Origin of the sequence: Pseudomonas sp. 1 R 17 (genome assembly GCF_900067035.1) — a bacterium.
In the GTDB taxonomy this organism is placed as follows: Bacteria; Pseudomonadota; Gammaproteobacteria; order Pseudomonadales; family Pseudomonadaceae; genus Aquipseudomonas; species Aquipseudomonas marginalis.
Genome location: NZ_FKLB01000009.1, coordinates 1 through 18,843 on the forward strand (window position 1 = coordinate 1; position 18,843 = coordinate 18,843).

23 protein-coding genes and 1 pseudogene are annotated in these 18,843 nt (G+C 61.4%); 12 read left to right on the forward strand and 12 right to left on the reverse strand.

Features of this window, described 5'->3' with window-relative positions:
• The coding region (locus BFP99_RS01280; protein WP_141690739.1) for an ABC transporter ATP-binding protein at positions 1-376 on the forward strand (376 nt) is incomplete at its 5' end.
• 337 nt (positions 377-713) lie between these two features.
• Here BFP99_RS01280 and BFP99_RS01285 read toward each other — a convergent pair.
• The 5 genes from BFP99_RS01285 to BFP99_RS01305 form a co-directional block, all read right to left on the reverse strand.
• Positions 714-1,166: a GNAT family N-acetyltransferase gene (locus BFP99_RS01285; RefSeq protein WP_176719679.1), complete on the reverse strand. Its 453-nt coding sequence runs from the start codon at positions 1,164-1,166 to the stop codon at positions 714-716.
• Positions 1,163-1,702 carry a hypothetical protein gene (locus tag BFP99_RS01290; RefSeq protein WP_074847333.1) on the reverse strand — a complete coding sequence of 180 codons (540 nt, stop codon included), beginning with the start codon at positions 1,700-1,702 and terminating at the stop codon, positions 1,163-1,165. The genes BFP99_RS01285 and BFP99_RS01290 overlap by 4 nt, the downstream gene beginning before the upstream one ends.
• A 208-nt stretch (positions 1,703-1,910) precedes the next feature.
• Entirely contained in the window at positions 1,911-2,837 is a 927-nt protein-coding gene (locus BFP99_RS01295) for an alpha/beta hydrolase fold domain-containing protein (protein ID WP_065946497.1), read from the reverse strand.
• Positions 2,837-3,277, reverse strand: coding sequence for a tryptophan-rich sensory protein TspO (locus BFP99_RS01300; protein WP_065925072.1), 441 nt, complete (start codon positions 3,275-3,277; stop codon positions 2,837-2,839). The genes BFP99_RS01295 and BFP99_RS01300 overlap by 1 nt, the downstream gene beginning before the upstream one ends.
• 68 nt (positions 3,278-3,345) lie before the next feature.
• Complete coding sequence (locus BFP99_RS01305; protein WP_065946498.1) at positions 3,346-3,918, reverse strand: nucleotidyltransferase family protein; 573 nt, start codon at positions 3,916-3,918, stop codon at positions 3,346-3,348.
• Positions 3,919-4,047: 129 nt separating this feature from the next.
• On the opposite strand from BFP99_RS01305, the gene chrA reads away from it, so the two are divergent.
• Together chrA and BFP99_RS01315 are read left to right on the forward strand one after the other, a co-directional pair.
• Positions 4,048-5,256: a chromate efflux transporter gene (chrA, locus tag BFP99_RS01310; protein WP_065946499.1), complete on the forward strand. Its 1,209-nt coding sequence runs from the start codon at positions 4,048-4,050 to the stop codon at positions 5,254-5,256.
• 317 nt (positions 5,257-5,573) lie between these two features.
• Complete coding sequence (locus BFP99_RS01315; RefSeq protein ID WP_065925069.1) at positions 5,574-5,804, forward strand: DUF6124 family protein; 231 nt, start codon at positions 5,574-5,576, stop codon at positions 5,802-5,804.
• Between the two features lie 3 nt (positions 5,805-5,807).
• Here the strand turns inward: BFP99_RS01315 and BFP99_RS01320 are convergent, their stop codons facing one another.
• Positions 5,808-6,041 (reverse strand): hypothetical protein, encoded by a 234-nt coding sequence (locus BFP99_RS01320; RefSeq protein WP_027604039.1) that lies wholly within the window; start codon positions 6,039-6,041, stop codon positions 5,808-5,810.
• Between the two features lie 182 nt (positions 6,042-6,223).
• Between BFP99_RS01320 and BFP99_RS33490 the strand changes: the two are divergent.
• A pseudogene (locus BFP99_RS33490) lies at positions 6,224-6,394 on the forward strand (VOC family protein); the annotation flags it as partial.
• A gap of 300 nt (positions 6,395-6,694) precedes the next feature.
• Positions 6,695-7,852 (forward strand): tetratricopeptide repeat protein, encoded by a 1,158-nt coding sequence (locus tag BFP99_RS01325; protein WP_256098058.1) that lies wholly within the window; start codon positions 6,695-6,697, stop codon positions 7,850-7,852.
• 261 nt (positions 7,853-8,113) lie between these two features.
• On the opposite strand, the gene BFP99_RS01330 is transcribed toward BFP99_RS01325, so the two are convergent.
• The 3 genes from BFP99_RS01330 to BFP99_RS01340 all read right to left on the reverse strand — a co-directional run bounded on the left by BFP99_RS01330 (position 8,114) and on the right by BFP99_RS01340 (position 10,433).
• Positions 8,114-8,800: a tetratricopeptide repeat protein gene (locus tag BFP99_RS01330; protein WP_174562739.1), complete on the reverse strand. Its 687-nt coding sequence runs from the start codon at positions 8,798-8,800 to the stop codon at positions 8,114-8,116.
• 14 nt (positions 8,801-8,814) lie between these two features.
• Positions 8,815-9,480 (reverse strand): hypothetical protein, encoded by a 666-nt coding sequence (locus BFP99_RS01335; protein ID WP_083221118.1) that lies wholly within the window; start codon positions 9,478-9,480, stop codon positions 8,815-8,817.
• Between the two features lie 344 nt (positions 9,481-9,824).
• On the reverse strand, positions 9,825-10,433 hold the full coding sequence (locus BFP99_RS01340) for a LysE family translocator (RefSeq protein ID WP_065925066.1): 609 nt from the start codon (positions 10,431-10,433) through the stop codon (positions 9,825-9,827).
• A 112-nt stretch (positions 10,434-10,545) separates the two neighbouring features.
• On the opposite strand from BFP99_RS01340, the gene BFP99_RS01345 reads away from it, so the two are divergent.
• The 4 genes from BFP99_RS01345 to BFP99_RS01360 all read left to right on the forward strand — a co-directional run bounded on the left by BFP99_RS01345 (position 10,546) and on the right by BFP99_RS01360 (position 12,754).
• Positions 10,546-11,409 carry a LysR family transcriptional regulator gene (locus tag BFP99_RS01345; protein ID WP_065946501.1) on the forward strand — a complete coding sequence of 288 codons (864 nt, stop codon included), beginning with the start codon at positions 10,546-10,548 and terminating at the stop codon, positions 11,407-11,409.
• Between the two features lie 41 nt (positions 11,410-11,450).
• Positions 11,451-11,822 carry a hypothetical protein gene (locus BFP99_RS01350; RefSeq protein ID WP_065946502.1) on the forward strand — a complete coding sequence of 124 codons (372 nt, stop codon included), beginning with the start codon at positions 11,451-11,453 and terminating at the stop codon, positions 11,820-11,822.
• Between the two features lie 78 nt (positions 11,823-11,900).
• The gene (locus BFP99_RS01355) at positions 11,901-12,332 is read left to right on the forward strand and encodes a YeeE/YedE family protein (protein ID WP_065925063.1); all 432 of its coding nucleotides are present in this window, start codon (positions 11,901-11,903) and stop codon (positions 12,330-12,332) included.
• Between the two features lie 2 nt (positions 12,333-12,334).
• Positions 12,335-12,754, forward strand: coding sequence for a DUF6691 family protein (locus BFP99_RS01360; RefSeq protein ID WP_065925062.1), 420 nt, complete (start codon positions 12,335-12,337; stop codon positions 12,752-12,754).
• A 38-nt stretch (positions 12,755-12,792) separates the two neighbouring features.
• Here BFP99_RS01360 and BFP99_RS01365 read toward each other — a convergent pair whose 3' ends face one another.
• Positions 12,793-13,515 carry a hypothetical protein gene (locus BFP99_RS01365; protein WP_065946503.1) on the reverse strand — a complete coding sequence of 241 codons (723 nt, stop codon included), beginning with the start codon at positions 13,513-13,515 and terminating at the stop codon, positions 12,793-12,795.
• Between the two features lie 142 nt (positions 13,516-13,657).
• Between BFP99_RS01365 and BFP99_RS01370 the strand changes: the two genes are divergently transcribed.
• The 3 genes from BFP99_RS01370 to BFP99_RS01380 all read left to right on the forward strand — a co-directional run bounded on the left by BFP99_RS01370 (position 13,658) and on the right by BFP99_RS01380 (position 16,183).
• The gene (locus BFP99_RS01370; RefSeq protein WP_065925060.1) at positions 13,658-14,038 is read left to right on the forward strand and encodes a cupin domain-containing protein; all 381 of its coding nucleotides are present in this window, start codon (positions 13,658-13,660) and stop codon (positions 14,036-14,038) included.
• A gap of 162 nt (positions 14,039-14,200) precedes the next feature.
• The gene (locus BFP99_RS01375) at positions 14,201-15,457 is read left to right on the forward strand and encodes a hypothetical protein (protein WP_065946504.1); all 1,257 of its coding nucleotides are present in this window, start codon (positions 14,201-14,203) and stop codon (positions 15,455-15,457) included.
• 99 nt (positions 15,458-15,556) lie between these two features.
• The gene (locus tag BFP99_RS01380) at positions 15,557-16,183 is read left to right on the forward strand and encodes a glutathione S-transferase family protein (protein WP_065946505.1); all 627 of its coding nucleotides are present in this window, start codon (positions 15,557-15,559) and stop codon (positions 16,181-16,183) included.
• Between the two features lie 29 nt (positions 16,184-16,212).
• On the opposite strand, the gene BFP99_RS01385 is transcribed toward BFP99_RS01380, so the two are convergent.
• Positions 16,213-17,952 carry an OPT family oligopeptide transporter gene (locus BFP99_RS01385; RefSeq protein ID WP_065925057.1) on the reverse strand — a complete coding sequence of 580 codons (1,740 nt, stop codon included), beginning with the start codon at positions 17,950-17,952 and terminating at the stop codon, positions 16,213-16,215.
• Between the two features lie 137 nt (positions 17,953-18,089).
• Positions 18,090-18,542 carry an REP-associated tyrosine transposase gene (locus BFP99_RS01390; protein ID WP_065946506.1) on the reverse strand — a complete coding sequence of 151 codons (453 nt, stop codon included), beginning with the start codon at positions 18,540-18,542 and terminating at the stop codon, positions 18,090-18,092.
• Between the last annotated feature and the right edge of the window lie 301 nt (positions 18,543-18,843).

The following is an 18,843-nucleotide window of genomic DNA, read 5'->3' on the forward strand; positions in this document are numbered from 1 at the left end:
CCACCTGAGCCACCGCGCCTGGCGCAGCCTCTCCGGCGGCGAGCGCCAGCGCGTGCACATCGCCCGCGCCCTGGCGCAACGGCCGCAGATACTGTTGCTGGACGAGCCGACCAATCACCTGGATATCCAGCATCAACTGGCGATTTTGAAAGGCGTGCAAGGTTTGCCGGTGACCACCCTCATCGCCCTGCATGACCTGAACCAGGCGCTGACCTGCGATCGCCTGGCCGTGCTGGACCGTGGGCGCCTGGTCGCGCTGGGCAAGCCGCTGGAGGTGCTGACGCCACAGCGGCTACAGGAGACCTTCGGGGTGCAGGCACATTACCTGACGGACCCGTTCGATGGGGCGCAGATACTGCGGTTGCGGTCTAACTGAACACCACAATATCGACTCCACCCGAGATCCTAATGTGGGAGGGGCTTGCCACCGATAGCGGTGTGCCAGTCGACATATGCATCACCTGACAGACTGCTATCGGGCATAGGTATCTACGCACCGTTGGCTAAACGCTGAACGCTGGACAGATAGGGCTGTTGTGGCGAGCGGGCTTGTCCCGCGCGCGGCAAGCTCATCGTCGGGCAAACCAAACACACTGAGAAATGGACCGGGAGCAAGGCCCGTAATGCGGAAGTTCATGGTGGGCGCCTCTTAGGGTGAGCCCCATGAGACGAGCACCTGGACAGCGGTGGCTATCCGATTCTTGCGGTGATATTCACGGGCGGCTGGCTCGCTCGTAGCAAAGGTAGTCGTTCGAATCTGTGCCCACACAGACAAACCCGGCGCGCTCATACATCAGCCGGGCAGGGTTATCGGAACGTACGCTCAATCGCAACTTCAAGAAGTCATTCTGCCCAGCCGCCGCCGCGTAAGCGTCCAGCAACGTCCGACCGATCCCCTGGCGTCGGTGAGCGTCACTGACGTTGATCGTACAAAGCTCGGCAACCCCCTCCTCTGCAGTCCACAGCGAATAACCGGCGAACTGCCCGCCCAGCATCGCGATCGTCAAGCGTTCGAAGTTATCGACCCAGCGTGTAAGGTGGCGCTCCAACTGGAGCCGCCAGGCTGCTTCGTGCTCGGGCTCCCAGCGGCGGATGTAGTCCTGCTCTCCCCGATAGATCGACGGCAGATCAGTCACCGTCGCCGGCCTCAACGTCAGCGCGTTCACTCACGCAACTCACACACAGCGCTGCCCTTCATACCGGAGGCATGCACGCTCACATGGCGCACGGAAAAACCGGGCTTGTCGACGAGCTTCCTCTCCTCCCAGGCCCCACCGCTGGCGACCTGATAACCAATGGCGCCGTCCGCTTGCCAGGTCAGGCGCAACGTATACACACCGCGTTGGTCGGGGGCCCGATGGAAGAAGGTATCGATGACCGGCTTGGCTTTGTTGAAGGTGCGCAGTTGGAACAAGCGCTGGTCGCTGTCGGCTGGCGTGTAGCTGGAAAGAAACAGGGTGTCGTCCTCGGCAGCGTCCTCGGCCGCCGCAAGAATCACCGACGGCACCCACTTTTCGCCGCGGTCCTGGTTGTCGGTGGTGACCTTGCAGGTCAACTGGCCTGTTCCGGTGACGTTCTGGCGCAGAACGGTTTCATACATCCCATAGGGCACATCGAACGTCAGTGTTTTTTCGGTGACCTGGCCACAGCCTGCCAGCAGATACAGCGCCGATAGACCGATGGCTCCTTGGAGAATCTTCACGTGCTTTCCTTTGCTTGGGGGGAATGTTTGGAGAAAAGAGGGTACCCGGCCTGCTGATAAAAGATAAGGCGATTGTAGTGAATCGGTGCTTTCTGTGGGAAGCGGGCTTACTCTGCACTGGCTGGTTTTGGGGCTGCTTCGCAGCCCAACGCGAGCAAGCTCGCTCACCACAGAGGAATGGGTGAGCCTTAGAGAGGCGCCTATCCAGTTATGCCTGTTCGCCATCAATGCACTGAGTGATCCACTGTCGGCTATAGGCCAACACCCCATCCGCCATCGCCACCGGAAAATGAATAAACCCATGGGCCGACTCCGGCAGCAGGTGTGCTTCAGCGTGGGGCCACCGCTCGGCAATCAGCAGCGTGTCATCCTTAAGCGGGTCCAACTCCCCCACAAACATCAACGCCGGGGGCAGCCCTTCAAAGTCGCCATACAACGGCGACAACGGCGGCTGTCGGCGCTCATCATCACTCAGCCCCGGCGTGAGCATGCGCAACGCCTCCACCATCCCAGGCCCATCCAGCAACAACGTTTCAGGCCCCGCAGCGCGTACGCTCGGTGTGCCGGTCAGGTCGTAAACGCCGTAATACAACACCGCGCCGCTTATGCGCTTGAGCAGTTCAGGCCATTGCTTGAGGGCCAGCAACGTCGCCGCCGCCAGATGCCCACCGGCCGATTCGCCTACGACGATGACCGGCAGGCCGGCAAACTCATCGGCACTGAGTAACCAGCGCGCCGCCGCCAAACAATCCGCCATCAGCCCCTCGACCGGCGTGTCGACCGCCAACCGATAATCCACCGACACCACCGCCACGTCGCACGCCTGCAGCATGCCCAGGTTGAGGTCGTCATCCATCTGCGCATTGCCGATCACCCAGCCGCCGCCGTGGATATCCAGCACTACGCCCTTGGGCTTGCCGCTTGGCCGCAGGATGCGCACCGGGACGTTGTCGACAACCCTGCTTTCAGCCGGTGTGGCGCGCTTGAGCGTTTGACTGACGCGCAACAGCGCCTGGATCAAACGCGGCGTAACGCGATTGCGGATCTTGAAGCGCGGCAGCCAGGCGAGCTTCTGATTGAAGCGGCGCATCTGGGCCAGTTCCGCCTCGTTGGCGGGCCACGGTTGGTGAGCCATCAGCGGTTATTACGCAGGATCGAGAAATTCAGCGCCGCCGCCACACACAGCCACGCCAGGTACGGGAACAGGATCAGGCCGGTGATCAGGTCCAGGCGCACGGCCAGTACCACCATCGCCGCCACGGTGATCCACAGCAACACGATGATCACCATCCCGGCCAGCAGGCGATGCGCGCCGAAAAATACCGGCGTCCACAGGGTATTCAGGGCAATTTGCGCAGCCCACAGCGCCAGCACCATTTGACTGCCGGGGATCAGGCTCAAGCGATAGCCGGCCCAGGCCAGCAGCAGGTAGATGATCGTCCAGGCCACCGGAAACAGCCAATTGGGTGGGGTGAAGCTGGGTTTGACGAGGGATTCATACCAGGCGCCGGGTTTGAAAATGACGCCGGTACTGGCGGCGGCGGCGCAGGCAAGCAGGAAGATAAAGAAGGTCATCGTCTGTCCTTGGCGGGAGTGATTTGAAGCTTGGACGTGCGACACCTACCTAAAAGTTCAGCGCCAATTCATTCCGGTATCTCCACCCCGACAATCCTCAGCCAAGGCCACCGCGCCTGATAACTGCGCGCCTTCTGCTCAAACAACGCCTGCTCCGGATGCAGTGGATTAATCCGCAAAATCCCCAGTTCCACATCCTCCAACCCATACGGCGCATACACCTGGCCCGTGGCAATCTCCAAGCCGATGCACGTACCGGCCACCAGATAACGGTCGACCCCGTCGCGCGCCGACTGCAACTGCGGGTAAGGCCGACCAAAGCGTTTGCCGTACCAAAGGTGCACCCGCGCCTGGTTCTTGACCTCGACATTCACGCCCAGGTCTTTGAACAGCTCATCCGCCGCACGAATTACCGCGTCTTCCGCCTCGTAGGACAGGTCGGTATCGAAGTAAAAAACGTCGTAATCCTTCACGCCCTGATCAGCCGGCAGATTCGCCTGATGATTCCACACCGCCTGGAACAGGCAACCCGCCGTGAGCATGCACTGGTCCACCCCGAGGTCGGGCAGGCGCGCAGTGATTTCGGCGTTGACGGGGTTGGCCATGGCCAGTTCGAGCAGGGTTTCGACGGTCAATGTCATGGAGGCTCCTTCATCATCGGTACGGTCCTGGGGAGCAACGGTACAACATTGAGCGCTGGCGCCGCTTCTTCACGTCATCAAAATTCGCTAAGGTGCCGCGATGCCCTGCCCTCACCGAGACCGCCCGCCTTGGCTGACTCCCCAGCAAATCGACGCGAAAGCCCCTGGTCAGTGTTCCTGATTTTCCTGCGCCTGGGCCTTACCTCCTTTGGCGGCCCGATTGCGCACCTGGGTTATTTCCGGGACGCGTTCGTGACCCGGCGACGCTGGCTGAGCGAGCGCAGTTACGCGGACTTGGTCGCGCTCTGCCAATTCCTGCCCGGCCCCGCCAGCAGCCAGGTCGGCATCGCCCTCGGCCTGTCGCGCGCGGGGTACGGCGGCGCATTGGCGGCGTGGCTCGGGTTTACCCTGCCGTCCGCCGTTGTGCTGATCCTGTTGGCCTTGGGCATCACCCGGCACAGCACCGCCATCCCGCCCGGCGCGTTGCATGGCCTTAAAGTGGTGGCCGTCGCCGTGGTCGCCCAGGCCGTGTGGGGCATGGCGCGCAACCTGTGCACCGACGCCCCGCGCGTGGCCGTGATGCTGCTCGCCGCCTGCGTGGCCCTGCTGCAAACATCGGCGTGGGGCCAGGTCGGCGTGATCCTCATCGCGGGCATGGCCGGCCTGCTGCTGTTCAAGCCCGCACCGCCCACCGCGCACGACGCCCTGCCCGTGACCATCAGCCGTCGCGCCGGGGCGCTATGGCTGTCGCTGTTTGTGCTGTTGCTGGCCAGCCTGCCGATCCTCGCCCAGTGGCTGCCCAACCCAACCCTGGCCGTGACCGACGCCTTCTACCGCACCGGCGCGCTGGTATTCGGCGGCGGCCACGTGGTGCTGCCCTTACTGCAAGCCGAAGTCGTGCCCCGCCACTGGGTGAGCAACGACGTGTTCCTCGCCGGCTACGGCGCCGTCCAAGCCATGCCCGGCCCGCTGTTCACCTTCGCCGCCTTCCTCGGCGCCTCGATGACCCAAGCGCCGAACGGCTGGCTCGGTGGCCTGCTCTGCCTGCTGGCGATCTTCGCACCGTCGTTTTTACTGGTGTTGGGCGCACTGCCCTTCTGGGAAAGCCTGCGCCGCAGCCAGCGCACCCAAGCCGCGCTGGCGGGCGTGAACGCGGCGGTGGTCGGCCTGTTGCTGGCGGCGCTGTACCAACCGGTGTGGACCAGCGCCATCTTCACCGCCCAGGACGTCGCCCTGGCGCTGATTGGCCTGGTGGCGCTGATGGTGTGGAAACTGCCACCGTGGCTGGTGGTTGTAGGAAGCGGCGCGGCGGGATGGTTATTAAGTCTTACGGTGTGAGCCGCGCAGCCACCGTGCCTTGCTCCCTTGCCTACGCTTGCGTCAGAATCCGCCGGCTTGTGCGCTGGGATGGCCGTCTCTAAGGTGGCTCGGTCGCTGAATCTCTCGGTGATCGGGTTTAGTAGCCCACGGTTTAACCTAACAAGTGCACAAGCTTCATCTGTCAGACGTGCCTGTCTGTGCTCGATGGTGGCTGTGCGTAGGGCGCCCTCGGGCGCGCCGGTTTTGTTAGGTTCCACCGGTCTACTAACCTGCGTACAGCTACCGCCTTATCGTTTAGTAGCGATCAGGTAGTGGCCCAAGCAAGGAACTTAACAATGGCTACAGATTCAACCGCTCTCTTCAGCGTCGCTCCCGACGCCAGCAACGAAACCCTCATCACCAACAGCTACGAAACCTTCGCCTCAGTCAGCATACTGCTGCTCGACTTGTCCGAAGACCTATGCGGCAAACACCGCGAAATCGCCCTCGCTATCCACCAACTGAGCGAGCTGGGCGTACTCCTCACGGCCAAATTGCTCGACCGCGAAGCGCCCTGCTCCGGTTAATGCCTAGCCCTTCAATTCACTAGAACGATTACTCGCCGCATCGTCATAGGCCACATACAACGACTCGGCGATTTGGCTCTTGATGGCTTTGGTGGATTCCAGACCAAGCACAAAGCCTTCAGCCTTGCCGCCAGCGCGGTTGAGTTCTTCATGGGTGGCGGCGCCAGTGATGGCGTCGAGGAGCTTGGCGGCGTGAGGGCCTACGCCTTTGGGGAGGGAGATTTGGTCGATGGACATTGCGATACCTTTAAAAGTTGAGTCGGTAGCGCGTGCAACCACTGCCGGGGGTGGCATGGTAGACCGGTTGGCTTAGAAAGGGGGGGCTTTCGACCAGAAGCGTATGCTCCCGAGAGCAACGGTTGCTAACGGGCCCAGAGTGTGTAAAAAACTCTGGGCCATTAGTTGTCACTCGACGCGACATCCAAAAACTTGATCAGGCTGGCTGTGCACTCTATCGAGAATGCAAAGACACTTGGTATCGGGCTGACAATGTAGAAGTAGGCCAGCGCGAATTCATCGTCCAGGATCCCGACGGTTATCTTGTAAGGTTGGTAGAGCGATTGGGTGAGCGACCGACTTGCTCAATCTGAACCTGAACCGACAGTCAGCTACGGGTCGTTTGCTACCCACAGCTACCAGCTAGCTCGCTCGAAAGCTGCCCTCCGGTAAGCGAGTAATCAAAACAGGTTCAAGTAACCCGAAAGTGATCCTGACCTTCACTGCATGCCTACCGTAATGATGCTCCCCGACCAACCCATCACAGCGCAATTTGCCCTGCTGGGCGCGATGTACCATCGCCATCAACGCCTACATGGGCCTGCACATGCGCCGCTGGTTCGCAGCGCCGAAAGCGATTAAACCTGTTGTAGCAAGGCATCTATGTACGGCGCATGAGCATCGCTACACTGCCCGTCCACACCTCACGAATGGATTCGAAATTGCGCCGGCTTGTCGTTCCTTTGGTTGCGTTGCTCCTGGGCTGTCTGGCCTATCTTTTAATCACGTTCGCTATCACCGTATGGCGCAGTCCGCACAGCGTCACGCTGCTGATGGGTGCGTTCTACGACGAAGGCCTGGTGGTCGATAAAAACCCGGTCAAGGCGGCAGAGTGGTATTTGCGCTCTGCTGAAAACGGCGAACCTGTCGCGGAGTATAAAACCGGTATTTTCACCTACTACGGGCGCGGCGTAGCGGTGAATCATTCCAAGGGCCTGGAGTGGATCACTCGGTCGGCCGAGCATGGAAACCCGGATGCCCAGTATTTCCTGGGGATTTCCAATATTGCAGGCCAGGATCAACCCAGGAGTTTCGTCCAGGCAGCCATGTGGTTTCAAAAAGCCGCCGAACAAGGACATGCCAAAGCGCAAGGAGACCTCGCGAGGCTTTACTACCGAGGTGATGGCGTTAAGGCGAGCGACCAGCAGGCGTTCGCATGGGCAAGCAAGGGCAGTGCTCAAGGGGATGCCGAGTCGCTCATACAGTTGGCAACGCTTTACGCACAGGGCAGAGGCGCGCCGGTCGATCTTGAGCGATCGGTCAAGCTACTTGCTCAGGCAGCCGACAGCGGCAATGCCAAGGCTTACGAAATGATGGGCCTCGCGATGCTCAGTGGTAGCGGCACACCCAAGGATGTTCCCGCCGCAGTGCAGTGGTATACCCGTGCTGCCGAGCAAGGCCGGGCCGATGCGCAGTTCATTCTAGGCTACCTCTACAGCAAGGGTGATGAAATACCGGTCGACTACCCGGCAGCAAACCGGTGGTTGCTCAAGGCTGCGGCGCAAGGGCACGCGTTTGCAACCGCTCTCCTCGCTGTGCAGATGGACACAGGTCGAGGTTTCGAACGTAACAAGCTCAAGGCATGCGGGCTTTTGCGCGTAGCCTTGAAGCGCAAGCTGCCGAAAAATGAAGAGGACATGCGCGCCCAGCTTGAGCACGAAGAAAAGGCCCTTTCGCCAGGCCAACTGGCCGAGGTTGCGGCGCTGGAAAACCTCTATTCAACTCCGGAAGGGCTCGAACAACTGTTGGCAGATATAACGAGCGTGCAGTAAGCAAACCAACACCAAACCAAGCCTTCAAACCGCTGCGCTATGGGCCAAGAAGCATGCGACAGCAGCCGCGAACTGACCAAGGCAAACGCTCCCCCTTGTGGCGAGGGAGCTTGCTCCCGTGGGGCTGCGCAGCAGCCCCCAACCATTCGCAGCACAGATGAACAACAGAGCCTGGCCACCCTGTTCCACTGCCTGTGCTTTCTCAGAATCCGTCGAATTATCCAGACAACGTGCACATTCGCCCCTAAGCGGGTGTTCCAATTACGGCATGGAAATCCTGTACTCCGCGAGCTTGGCCTTGTTCTCCTGCTCCAGGTACTTCTTGTCGACGATCTGCGAGAACTTCATGAAGTCGGCCTTGGCGTCTTCCCTATTGCCCAAATGGTCGTACGCGATCCCGCGCGCATAATAGGCCCAGGCATAGTCCGGCTGGCGCTGAAGGCCGGTACTGAATGCTTCAGCGGCCTCCCGGTACTGACCCAGGTCTGTCAGTGCGAGGCCCAGATGATAGTAGGTCGGCATATTGAAGCCGGCCCCCTTTCCTGCTTCTCCCATTCCGTTGTCAAGGTTGAACTGCACGAGCTCAAGGGCTTTTTTCGGGTTACCAGCGGCGCGATACATGGCGCTCAAGTCCAGGTAGGCGCGCGGCTCAGGCTTGACCACCAGTTGCATGGATTTCTCCTTGGCGGCCAAGGCTTCGGGAAAGCGCTTGAGGTTGAGGTAGGCGTCGGCCTGCACCGCATAAATCAAACTATGCAGCGAGGCAGGCAGCGTAGCTTTCTGCAGGCATAGATCACCTTCCTGCAGCACCAAGGGGTAGTTTTCGGCTTTGGACGCCTTTAACTGATTAGCGCAGTGGGCAAGGTTGGCTTTTTGCGGGTTCTGCATCCCTGCACAACCGGTGAGGAGGGCGGAGCAGGCAATCAGTGCGAGCCAGCGAGTATTCATGATCAGCATCCTTGTCAGTCGAGCAGATGAGCGTTGAGGTCAGGGCGATAGACCTGCAGGAGCGGCGCGGTCACGGTGCCTTGCAGCGAGCAGAACACGGTGGTATGTCCCACGAGCGACGGTGACGTGTCGCCCGCGTCGACCATCAGCACGCGGTCTACGAAACCAAACGGCGTGGCGACACCAGGACCGGTCAGCCCTTCGGTGCGCCATTGGCCGATCGGGTCACCGACACGGCGGATTTCGGCGCGGGTAATGGCTTTGCCCTGACTGACAAAACGTGCGTTATCAACGATCAGCGGCTTGAGCTTTGCGGCCACCTCTTGCGGCGAGCCATCGGTTACAAACCCCCAGAACAGAAAATTGCCGACGTCCTTGATGGTTTGGGCCTGGTTGTAATAGCCGACCATACGCACGCCGTTAACGATCAGGGGCGTTTCGAAGTGTTGGTAAGTGCCACCTTCCTGCAGCGGACTCATGATGGTCGGTGCCTTGACCGAGCCGTAGTCGCTCAGGCGTAAGGTACCTGCTGGCAAGCGCGCATCGCGCAGGCTCTCGAAGAAATGCGCATCGCAACGAGAGAACTCGGTCAGCAGCTGTTCGGGCGTGGTGACGGTACGGGCTTGGGCAGTGCAGGCGACGGCGAGCAATGCAACGCCGGAAAAAAGAGAGCGGAACATTAAAATCATCCGTGAAGTGGGAACAAAAGCTGTCGGCGGGTGAGTGGGAAACTTTAGCAATACGGGCGTGCGTTGAAAATATCCGTGTGCCGCTGGTCCCGCCCCCCTGACTACTGCCACCCGCTTGCGCACACTACTAACCTGCGACCTTTATGCCTGCAAAAGGAAGGTTTACATCGCCATGGAGATTCAGGAAATCAAGCACCACCTGGCCCGCCCTGCCGTGAAGTTTGTGGCTTGCGGCTCCAGTTGCTCTTCAGCGCCGGTAAGCTTCGTGCCAAAGGCGGGTGCGGATTCCGGATTTTGTACAAATTGGGGCGACAAGCTCCAAGGCAGCCTTGCCTTCAACTATGCACCGGCAAGGCCAACCCAAACAGTACAAAAAAACCACCGCAGACTTTATTGAATCGGCGCCCGGTGCGGGCCAGCCAGGGCCGGATGCGGTTGGCTGCGCTGGCCACCAGGTACTCAACGACGAATTCCACCACGGCGTAGGTCAGCGCGATGGCAGCCGTCTGCGCGATGATGCTTCTATGCGGGTCCAGAAACGGTGGGATAAACGCGGTGAACAGCAGCAGTGCCTTGGGGTTTGAAATCGCCGAGACCAGCCCTTGGCGGAACAGCGACCAGCGCCGCAAGCTGATTGTGCCGCTGGCCTCAAGGCTGACGGGGGGCGCGCGCCACAGACCGAAACCGAGCCAGATCAGGTAGAGCCCGCCGGCCACCTTCAAGGCGGTGAACCCACTGGCCGATGCCTGGATCAGTGCCCCCAGGCCCAGCGCGCACAGCGTCAGCACCAGGGCAAAACCGAGCACGCCGCCGCTGATGGTGAACAGCGTCCGGCGACTGCCGTGCAGGGCCCCATGGGTCAGCACCAGTAATGCATTGGGCCCTGGTACCACGGCGATGCCGAAGCACGTCATCAGGTAGAGCAACCAGGTATCAAAGGGCATGATCCACTCCAGCAGGTGGGTATTGAGGCCAGTATCTTGCGAGTGAAGAAAAGTCCTGAAAAGCGCATTATTCACGTTGCAGCCATTCGATTAACGAATAAAGGAAACCGCCATGCCCTCCAGCGATTTGCAGATCGATTGGCTCAAGTGCTTCGTGGCGGTGGTAGATGCCGGTTCGCTGTCGGCTGCGGCCCATGAGGTCAATCGCTCGCAGTCCGCCGTCAGCATGCAGATGAAGAAGCTCGAAGCCGCCCTTGGACGCCCGCTGTTGAGCCGTGGCCCAAGGCATCTGCAACTCACCGATGACGGCCAGACGCTGCTCGGCTACGCCCGCCGCATGCTCGCACTGCACGCGGAAACCCAGGCGGCCTTTAATGGGGAAGCGATCACCGGGCGAATCCGCCTGGGCGTCGCGGAGGACTATGCGGCGAAATACCTCACGCCGCTGCTGAAGCGTTTTTCACCGCGCTACGCCGGTGTGGAAATCGAGCTGACCTGCGAGCAGTCGACCACGCTGATCCCGCGTGTGCGCAGCGGCGATCTTGATCTTGCGCTGGTGTCCAGGGACTCGCCCCACAGCGGCACCTTTCTGTTCAAGGAACCCATGGTCTGGGTGGGCTCGCCCCAGTTCGAACTGTGGCGGCGCGACCCGCTGCCTATCGCCGTCTACGAAAGTGAAAGCCTGGCGCGGCGTTATGCGGTGCATTCACTGGCCCAGCAAGGGCGACAATTCAAGGTGGTCTACAACAGTTCCAGCCTCGCCGGCCAAGTGGCCGCCGTGGAAGGTGGGCTGGCGATTGCCGCGATCACGCAGTGCACGGTGCTGCCATCACTGCTGGTGTTGAGCAGCGAGCATGGCTTGGGAAACATAGCGCCCATGGAGGTTTCGATTCTGCGTAACCGAGCTTCTCGGGGGGCCAAGGCGGTTAATAGCCTGCATGCGTTTATCATCAATGCGCTAAGAGTTCAGGTGTAGCTGGTTTAATACACACGCTGAACACCCACCTGGAGCCCTTTATGCCAACCACCCCACGCGACAACGCCCGGCTTGAACGTCGCCTCATCGCCGCCCTCACCGACGCCTGCGAAACCGCCAAAGCCGAAATCCCCGGCTTCGACTGGCTGACCCACACCGTCGACTACAGCGTCTTCCCCCAAAGCCTGCGGGTGATCTGGGTGTTCGACAGCCGCGCCAACAAGGAGCACGCCCTCTCGACAGGGGCAGACACACGCATGCGTGAGCTGACCGCCGCCGCTCTCAACGACGCCGATGTGCACGGCGCGCCCATGGAGCGCTGCGTACACTTCGACTCCGACGAAGAATGCCGCCTGCGCCATGACGGCGATTGGCGCGTACGCCTGGCCAAGGTGCATACGGCCAAGGTGTAAGTGCGCATCGTCACTCGTTGGGTTCATGGATAAAACTGTGGTATCGATGCACGTAGTCCAACACACCCAGGCCCCACCATGACCCTCTCCGCCCAGTTCACCCCCTGGACCGCCCTGCTCGGCGGCGCCCTGATCGGCTTGTCCGCAGGCCTGTTCATCCTGCTCAACGGCCGCATCGCCGGGATCAGCGGCCTGCTCGGCAGCCTGCTCTCCAGGCGCGGCGAAGGACGTGGGGAGAAACTGCTGTTTGTGCTCGGGCTGCTGGTCTCGCCCTGGATCTGGTCGTTGTTTGCCAAGCTGCCTGAGTCATCGTTCCAGGCCGGTGGCTACGCGCTGGTGCTGGCCGGGTTATTGGTCGGCATCGGCACGCGCTATGGCGCCGGTTGTACCAGTGGGCATGGCATCTGCGGGCTTTCGCGGTGGTCGCTGCGCTCGCTGGTAGCGGTCGGTTGTTTCATGGGCAGCGGGTTTGCCGGTGTCTACTTCATCCGCCACGGGCTGGGAGCCTGAGCATGCGCAAATTCATGGCATTGATGGCCGGTCTGATCTTCGGCCTGGGACTGCACCTCAGCGGCATGACCAACCCGGAGAAGGTGCTCGCGTTCCTCGATCTCGCCGGCGATTGGGACCCTTCATTGGCCCTGGTCATGCTCGGCGCCCTGGTGGTGAGCAGCGTGCCCTTTTACGTCGTAAGGCATCGTCAGGTTTCGCTGCTGGGCGCACCGATCCAGATGCCGACGCAACGCACCCTCGACCGCCGCCTCGTGCTGGGCAGCCTGGTGTTCGGCATGGGGTGGGCGATTGCGGGGTTGTGCCCCGGACCGGCAGTGGCATTGCTGTTGACGGGGCAATGGCAGGTGCTGGTGTTCACGCTGGCGATGGTGACGGGCATGCTGGTTTTTGCGGGGATTGAATCGCGCAGGCGGGGTTGAACCGCCTGCACGGCTTCATTTTTACCCCACACAGTAGGTCAGGCCTGCGTACTGAACCGCTGCACTCCACGCCGCTCAAACATCGCCGCTTCCGTCTGTTGCGTCGCCAGTTCGCCTTTGGAGGCCAGTTGATTAATAAAAATCCGATCCCTGGACCCTTTGAAGTCAGACGGGTCGAAGTCTCTTAAGAGCGGCGCCAGATCAATGGTCTTGGCGAAGTTTTCGTTAGTCAGGCTGTAAAACCCCAGGCCAGACCAGACGGAATCGGCGTCCACCGTGTCGATGGCGGCATTGCGGTAGGCAATGGCTGCGGTTTTCAGGCCCAGGGATCGGTTGAGCAAATCCGTCAGCCGCTGGGTATCCGAGCTGCTGAGCTGGCTGGCCGAATCCAGCACTTTCAGGCGGCCATCGGCTTCGACGGTGAAGCCGTATTTTTTGCCGGCCAAGTCGGGAGCGGTGGTCGACAGCGCTGACTCGAATGCCTTGAAGGATGCCTTCAGCGTATTGAGCGCGCCGGTGGAAATTTCGACGAGCCGAGGGTGGTCTGGCGACTGGGTCCGACCGACCCAGACGTCGACCACCTCCGGCGGTTCCACCGTGGTGCTTGCTGATCCACTGGGATGGTAGACGGCCGCCGGGGCGGCGTTTGCCAACACTTCCTTCGCGGCATCTGTCAGAGGCTGGGCCACGAGCTTCTGGTCGGAAGGTGTAAGGCTGGTGTTGGCCGGCGGGAGATAGGCAGCGCTGACGGAAAGAGCCATTTAATCGGTCCATGATTGGCGGGTTCATACAGGTTATCGACGGAAATCGGCCGAGCTTTAGACGACCAACCTGCAGGATCGTACAAGCCAGGCGCTCCGCGGTCTCGATAGTCTGGCCGTCTTACCTACCAGAGGATGGATCATGGCTACGTCACAGCACTCGGCACAACCGGTAAACCTCGCGCAAAAGGCATCGCTCATCGACGCGCAGTGGAGCCCCAGGGTCGTCGCCGAAATGAACGACTACCAGTTCAAGGTGGTGCGCATCGAAGGGGAGTTCATCTGGCACTCGCACCCGGAAACCGACGAAGCGTTCCTGGTGCTCGAAGGGACGCTGCGTATCGATCTACCGGAAGGCCCGGTGTATGTGGCGGCGGGCGAGCTGTATGTGGTCCCGCGTGGCGTTGAACATCGGACCGCCGCCGAAGGTGAGGCGAAGCTGATGATGATTGAGCCTCGGGGCATTTTGAATACCGGCCATGAAGGCGGTGAACGTACGGCCATGAATGATCTGTGGATCTGAAAAGTGGCGCGGGTGAACCCATAGCCTTACAGCGTGAGGCTTTTGTAGTGAGCGGTGGCAGCCGTCAAAGGTGTGTAGATACTCTCCGTCATTGAACCGAGCCTTTAGCGGGTAATTTCTGGATAATGCCCAGCTCCCGCTCCCGATACGGACATCCCCTCGATGAAGTTGCCCACCGCCGCCCTCCTCCTCGCCTCTGCGCTGCTGCCTTCCATCGCCCACGCCGACGACGCCGCGCTGACCGACACGCTCAAGGCCTTCACCCGCTGCGACGCGACGTTCTTCAGCCGCCTGAACAGCCACCGCGACGCCTGGCAGCCCTACGCACCGCTCAAGCAGGACAAAGACTTCGCGTGGATCGCGGTAGTCAACCGCGCGGACCGCAAGGCCAACGCGGTGCCGGTCAGCACGCCGCCCATCGCCGGCTTGAAGCTGTTGTCGTACGCCGACGAGGCCACCGACCTCGGCAACCTGGGGCTCTACTATTACTGGGGCTTTGTTGTGCAAGGCACTATCGACGAGGTTGCCCAACGCCTTGCCCCGCTGCTCGACCAACCTGCTCGCCTGCAAAAGGGCGACGGCGCCTACATCCGCAGCGAGCTCAAGGTCGGCGACCGCTGGCAGGCCATCAAGCCACGGCCCGGCGTCGCGCCGGGCACACGCGAAGTCGAGCGCGTGCTGCTGGTAGAACCGGAGGGCAGCGACGGTACGCAATCGCGCATCAGTTGTTCGTTGCAGGGCGGTGTCGATGCGGCGCTGCTGGCCTGGTCGCGTCCGGACATCCAACCGGTTGACTACCCGCGCACCGTCGTAGAACCAAGCATCAACGACGTCGCCGTCCCCGCCAGCGTGCTCCAGCGCCTCGACTCGGCCCTGCTGCAGCCGAAGTTCAAGACGTTGAGCTACACGTACCTGTCGAAAAAAAGCGATGGCAGCAACGACAGCCCCACCTCGGTGACCTTCACGGCGGTGGGTGGCTTGCTGAACAAGAACGAGATCTACAGCGACACCTTCCATGTCGAGCGCCTGGTGCAGGCGGACCTGATCCAGTTGAAGTCGAAGATGAACGGCGTGGGCGACGGCCAGGTGCTGCTGACCCGCGAAGCCGAGCTGAGTATTCCGAGCAGTTGGACGCCTGGCCAGACGCTGAGCGCCAACCTGCACATGGCGAACGTGCCCGGCAAACCGACCGATACCCCGCTCGAGACCTTCGTGAGCTGCAAGGTCGGCCAGCGCTTCCCGGCCCGACAGGTGTTTGCCTCGTTGACCGGCGACGCCATCAAGCTGGAGTGCGAGCAAGGCGACTACAAGACCTCGCGCGCGTTTATCGAAGACCTGGGCATTGCCCTGACGCTGGCAACGACCTCGAGCAAAATGCGCTCGGCGTATGAATACACGGCGTTCGAGGTGGTGCGTTGATCGAAGGGGCGTTTGCCAAGCAAACATCCCGCTGATTCAGGGCACTCTACGTTGTCGCAGCAGTCTGTTCCTACACACCCCATGCCCCGCGGAGTTCCCATGATCATTGTCCATCACCTCAACAACTCACGTTCGCAGCGCATTCTGTGGCTGCTGGAAGAGCTTGGCCTGCCGTACGAGATCAAGCGCTACCAGCGCGACCCGAAAACCAACCTTGCGCCGCCGGAGCTCAAGGCGATCAATGCGCTGGGCAAATCCCCGGTGATCGAAGACGGCGCCAACGTGGTGATCGAGTCCGGCGCCATCGTCGATTACCTGATCCGCCGCCATGGCGACGGTCGCCTGCAGCCGGCCCCGGCCACGGCCGCCTACGACCAGTATGTGCAATGGCTGCACTTCGCCGAAGGCTCGGCCATGCTGCCGCTGATGCTTAACCTGTACGTCGGGCGCCTGGGCGATGCCGGTGCACCGCTGCATCCGCGTATCGAATCGGAAGTGGCCAATTACCTCGGTTACCTCAACGAGGCGCTGGCACACACGCCGTATCTGCTGGGGGATGACGTGAGCGGCGCGGACATCCAGATGAGCTTTATCGGCGAAATCGCCAAGGCCCAGGGCAAGCTGGCGGCGTACCCGCACCTGGCGGCGTGGGTGCAGCGTTTCCAGGCACGCCCGGCTTATCGCCAGGCGCTGGAACAGGGTGGGGAGTATGCGTTTGCCAAGTGAGTAGCTTGCCCTCGACTGCGTGACAGAAGCTAAGGCGCCGCCATCTGCCACAGCGAAGCGCCCACGCCGGTGATGCTCTCCCCCGCAATCAACCCCGCCGCTGCGGTAATCGCAAACCGCTCGGTGAGGCTCGGCCAGCGGCAGCTCACCAGCCAGGTGAGCACCGCACCCAGGGCCATCATCAGCGACACCGAAGCTGGCAGCACAAACGCCAGCCCCAACGCGGCGGCACTGGGCAAGTAGCGGGCGCGATGGGCGGGCAACAGGCTGTCGAGCACGCCCAGCAACACCCCGGCCAGCCCTGCGATACCGATCGCCCAGCGAATGCTCGCCGACAATGAATCCAGCCCATGGGTAAGGGTTTGCGCCACGGCTTTCCAGGTTGCGACCGCCGGCGCCGGCCACTCCTCGGTGAGCAGCATCGATTGCGGATCAGGAATCAGCGCCAGGTACGCAAACACCCCGACGATGCTGCCAATGAAAATCCCCAGGATCTGGGCGATGACTTGCTTGTGCGGCGTGGCACCAATGGCCTTGCCGACCTTGAAGTCGTTCATCAGGTCGGTGCACTGCCCCGCCGAGCCGCCGGCGGTGTTGGCGCTCATCAGGTTGATCGGCACCTGCCCCGGCGCGACGATGCCGAAGCTCAGCTGGGACAACTGCCCGATGGCGCCAATCGGCGGAATACCGGTGGCGCCCACCACGCGGGCGGCGACGGCGGCCAGGCAGATCGCCAGGGGAATGGTCAGCAACGCCATCCACAGGTTGATGCCGAACAACAGCGCCTGCAGGCTCACCACCAATACGATCGACAGCACAAAACCAGCGGCCGGCCCGGGTTTGGGTACGCTCCAGGCTTGCCCGCCGGCGGACTTGGTCGAGGTGTATAACGCCCACAGACGAATCGTCAGCGACGCCAAGGTTGAGCACACCATCAGGCTCACTCCCGGCCACAGCAACCACTCCACCAACGCCGCAAATTGCGGGCCGCTGCTGCCGGCCGGCAAGGTCACCAGGCCTTGCGCCAGCAACCACGGGCCCAGGCCGCCCCAGGCGAGCAAGGCGCCGAGCAGCAGGGTCAGGCCGACGCGAATGCCGATAATGCCGCCAAACCCCAGCAGCAACAGCGAGGGGTCGGCGGTGAAGGTCAGGCGCTCCAGCTGGGCGGATGGCGACCAACGCGGGAAGGCCCACACAAAGGTGTCCACCCACTTCACCAGCCCGGACAGCAACGCCGCGCTGAGCAGCACCTTCAAACGCGTCGCCGCTTCGCGCCCATGGTTGTAGATATGCAGCAGGGTTTCCAGGGTGGCCATGCCTTCGGGAAACTTCAGCGCCTTGTCATTGAGCAACGAAGGCCGCAGGTACCAGGCGATCCAGATGCCCAGGAAACTCACCGAGAACACCCAGGCGATCATCGGCAGCGCGTCCAACTGGTTGCCGGTCAGCAGGGTATAGGCCGGGATCGGCGCCACCAGCCCACCGGAAATGATCGAAGCAGCGGCCGAGGCGACGGTCTGGTTGATATTGCTTTCATGCAGCGTCCACGGCAGCTGCTCCGACGACCGCTTCGCCAGGCCCTGCCAGATCGCATACCCCACCAGCAGGGCAATGATCGACATGTTGAACGACCAGCCGATCTTCAACCCGGCGTACACGTTCGAAGGGGTCAGCAGGATACCGAGCAACGTGCCGGTGATGACCGCGCGCAGGCTCAGTTCGCGTTCGACGGGGGGATGAAGGGGGACCGTTGATGAGGTGGCATGCATGCGGATTCCTTTCGGCTGGGGAACAGGGCGACATAACAAGTGAGCCCCTCAAGGCCTGAAGGTTCCTGTGCGGCAAGCGGGCGCCTTTTTGTGATGAGCGGGCTTCAACCACTACACCATCAATTACTCAATCAGAGTCATGCAGCATCCCATAACGAATAATCCCCTACCTGCGCCACCAACCCGGCCCGCAAGGGGTTGGCAATGATGTAGCGAGCCATCTTGCGAACATCATCCTCCGCACGGACAGCCCTATCGTGATAACCGGGTTGCCAGACACGCTCCTTGCTTTGACGACGCCGGTTGATGGTCCGCGTGCTACGCGACTTCATACGCCGCACCACGTCGGGCAACGTCTTCTGCTTCAGCTCAAACAACCAGTGAATGTGGTCAGGCATGATGACCCAGGCCAGAGAGTCGACCAATCCCAGCTCATGAACCTGCCGGAATTCGGCCACCAACAGACGACCCAGATAAAGGTCGGTGAATAGGCGCTGACGGTGATGCACGACAACGGTAATGAGGTAACTGCGTCCGTATTCAGAGTAACGACCGTGACGCAGGCGATGGGATTGGGGTGTGGGGCGCATTCCGATGCTCCTGGGGACCGTCCTGAAGAGCATTAACACTAGCGCGCCGTAGCTGGCGAGCCAGTGTCATCGGGTGACTGAATGTATCCAGCCCGGAGTGACCTGGCTTTTGTGGTGAGCGGGCTTGCCCCATCACAAAAGATCATCCCATTGCAGAAAACCCGTCATCGGGTGCCTGAATGTATCCAGCCTGGAGTGACCTGGCTCTTGTGGTGAGCGGGCTTGCCCCGCGCCGGGCGGCGAAGCGGCCCCAAAAGCTGTTATCAGGATTTACCTGGAAAAACGCGGTGTTCTTGATGGG

Coding starts and splice junctions, on each gene's coding strand:
- BFP99_RS01295 (WP_065946497.1), bottom strand. CDS start 2,837: ATGGCTCACCAACCGTGGCCCGCCAACGAGGCGGAACTGGCCCAGATG.
- BFP99_RS01300 (WP_065925072.1), bottom strand. CDS start 3,277: ATGACCTTCTTTATCTTCCTGCTTGCCTGCGCCGCCGCCGCCAGTACC.
- BFP99_RS01305 (WP_065946498.1), bottom strand. CDS start 3,918: ATGACATTGACCGTCGAAACCCTGCTCGAACTGGCCATGGCCAACCCC.
- BFP99_RS01315 (WP_065925069.1), top strand. CDS start 5,574: ATGGCTACAGATTCAACCGCTCTCTTCAGCGTCGCTCCCGACGCCAGC.
- BFP99_RS01320 (WP_027604039.1), bottom strand. CDS start 6,041: ATGTCCATCGACCAAATCTCCCTCCCCAAAGGCGTAGGCCCTCACGCC.
- BFP99_RS01325 (WP_256098058.1), top strand. CDS start 6,695: ATGAGCATCGCTACACTGCCCGTCCACACCTCACGAATGGATTCGAAA.
- BFP99_RS01330 (WP_174562739.1), bottom strand. CDS start 8,800: ATGAATACTCGCTGGCTCGCACTGATTGCCTGCTCCGCCCTCCTCACC.
- BFP99_RS01335 (WP_083221118.1), bottom strand. CDS start 9,480: ATGTTCCGCTCTCTTTTTTCCGGCGTTGCATTGCTCGCCGTCGCCTGC.
- BFP99_RS01340 (WP_065925066.1), bottom strand. CDS start 10,433: ATGCCCTTTGATACCTGGTTGCTCTACCTGATGACGTGCTTCGGCATC.
- BFP99_RS01345 (WP_065946501.1), top strand. CDS start 10,546: ATGCCCTCCAGCGATTTGCAGATCGATTGGCTCAAGTGCTTCGTGGCG.
- BFP99_RS01350 (WP_065946502.1), top strand. CDS start 11,451: ATGCCAACCACCCCACGCGACAACGCCCGGCTTGAACGTCGCCTCATC.
- BFP99_RS01355 (WP_065925063.1), top strand. CDS start 11,901: ATGACCCTCTCCGCCCAGTTCACCCCCTGGACCGCCCTGCTCGGCGGC.
- BFP99_RS01360 (WP_065925062.1), top strand. CDS start 12,335: ATGCGCAAATTCATGGCATTGATGGCCGGTCTGATCTTCGGCCTGGGA.
- BFP99_RS01365 (WP_065946503.1), bottom strand. CDS start 13,515: ATGGCTCTTTCCGTCAGCGCTGCCTATCTCCCGCCGGCCAACACCAGC.
- BFP99_RS01370 (WP_065925060.1), top strand. CDS start 13,658: ATGGCTACGTCACAGCACTCGGCACAACCGGTAAACCTCGCGCAAAAG.
- BFP99_RS01375 (WP_065946504.1), top strand. CDS start 14,201: ATGAAGTTGCCCACCGCCGCCCTCCTCCTCGCCTCTGCGCTGCTGCCT.
- BFP99_RS01380 (WP_065946505.1), top strand. CDS start 15,557: ATGATCATTGTCCATCACCTCAACAACTCACGTTCGCAGCGCATTCTG.
- BFP99_RS01385 (WP_065925057.1), bottom strand. CDS start 17,952: ATGCATGCCACCTCATCAACGGTCCCCCTTCATCCCCCCGTCGAACGC.
- BFP99_RS01390 (WP_065946506.1), bottom strand. CDS start 18,542: ATGCGCCCCACACCCCAATCCCATCGCCTGCGTCACGGTCGTTACTCT.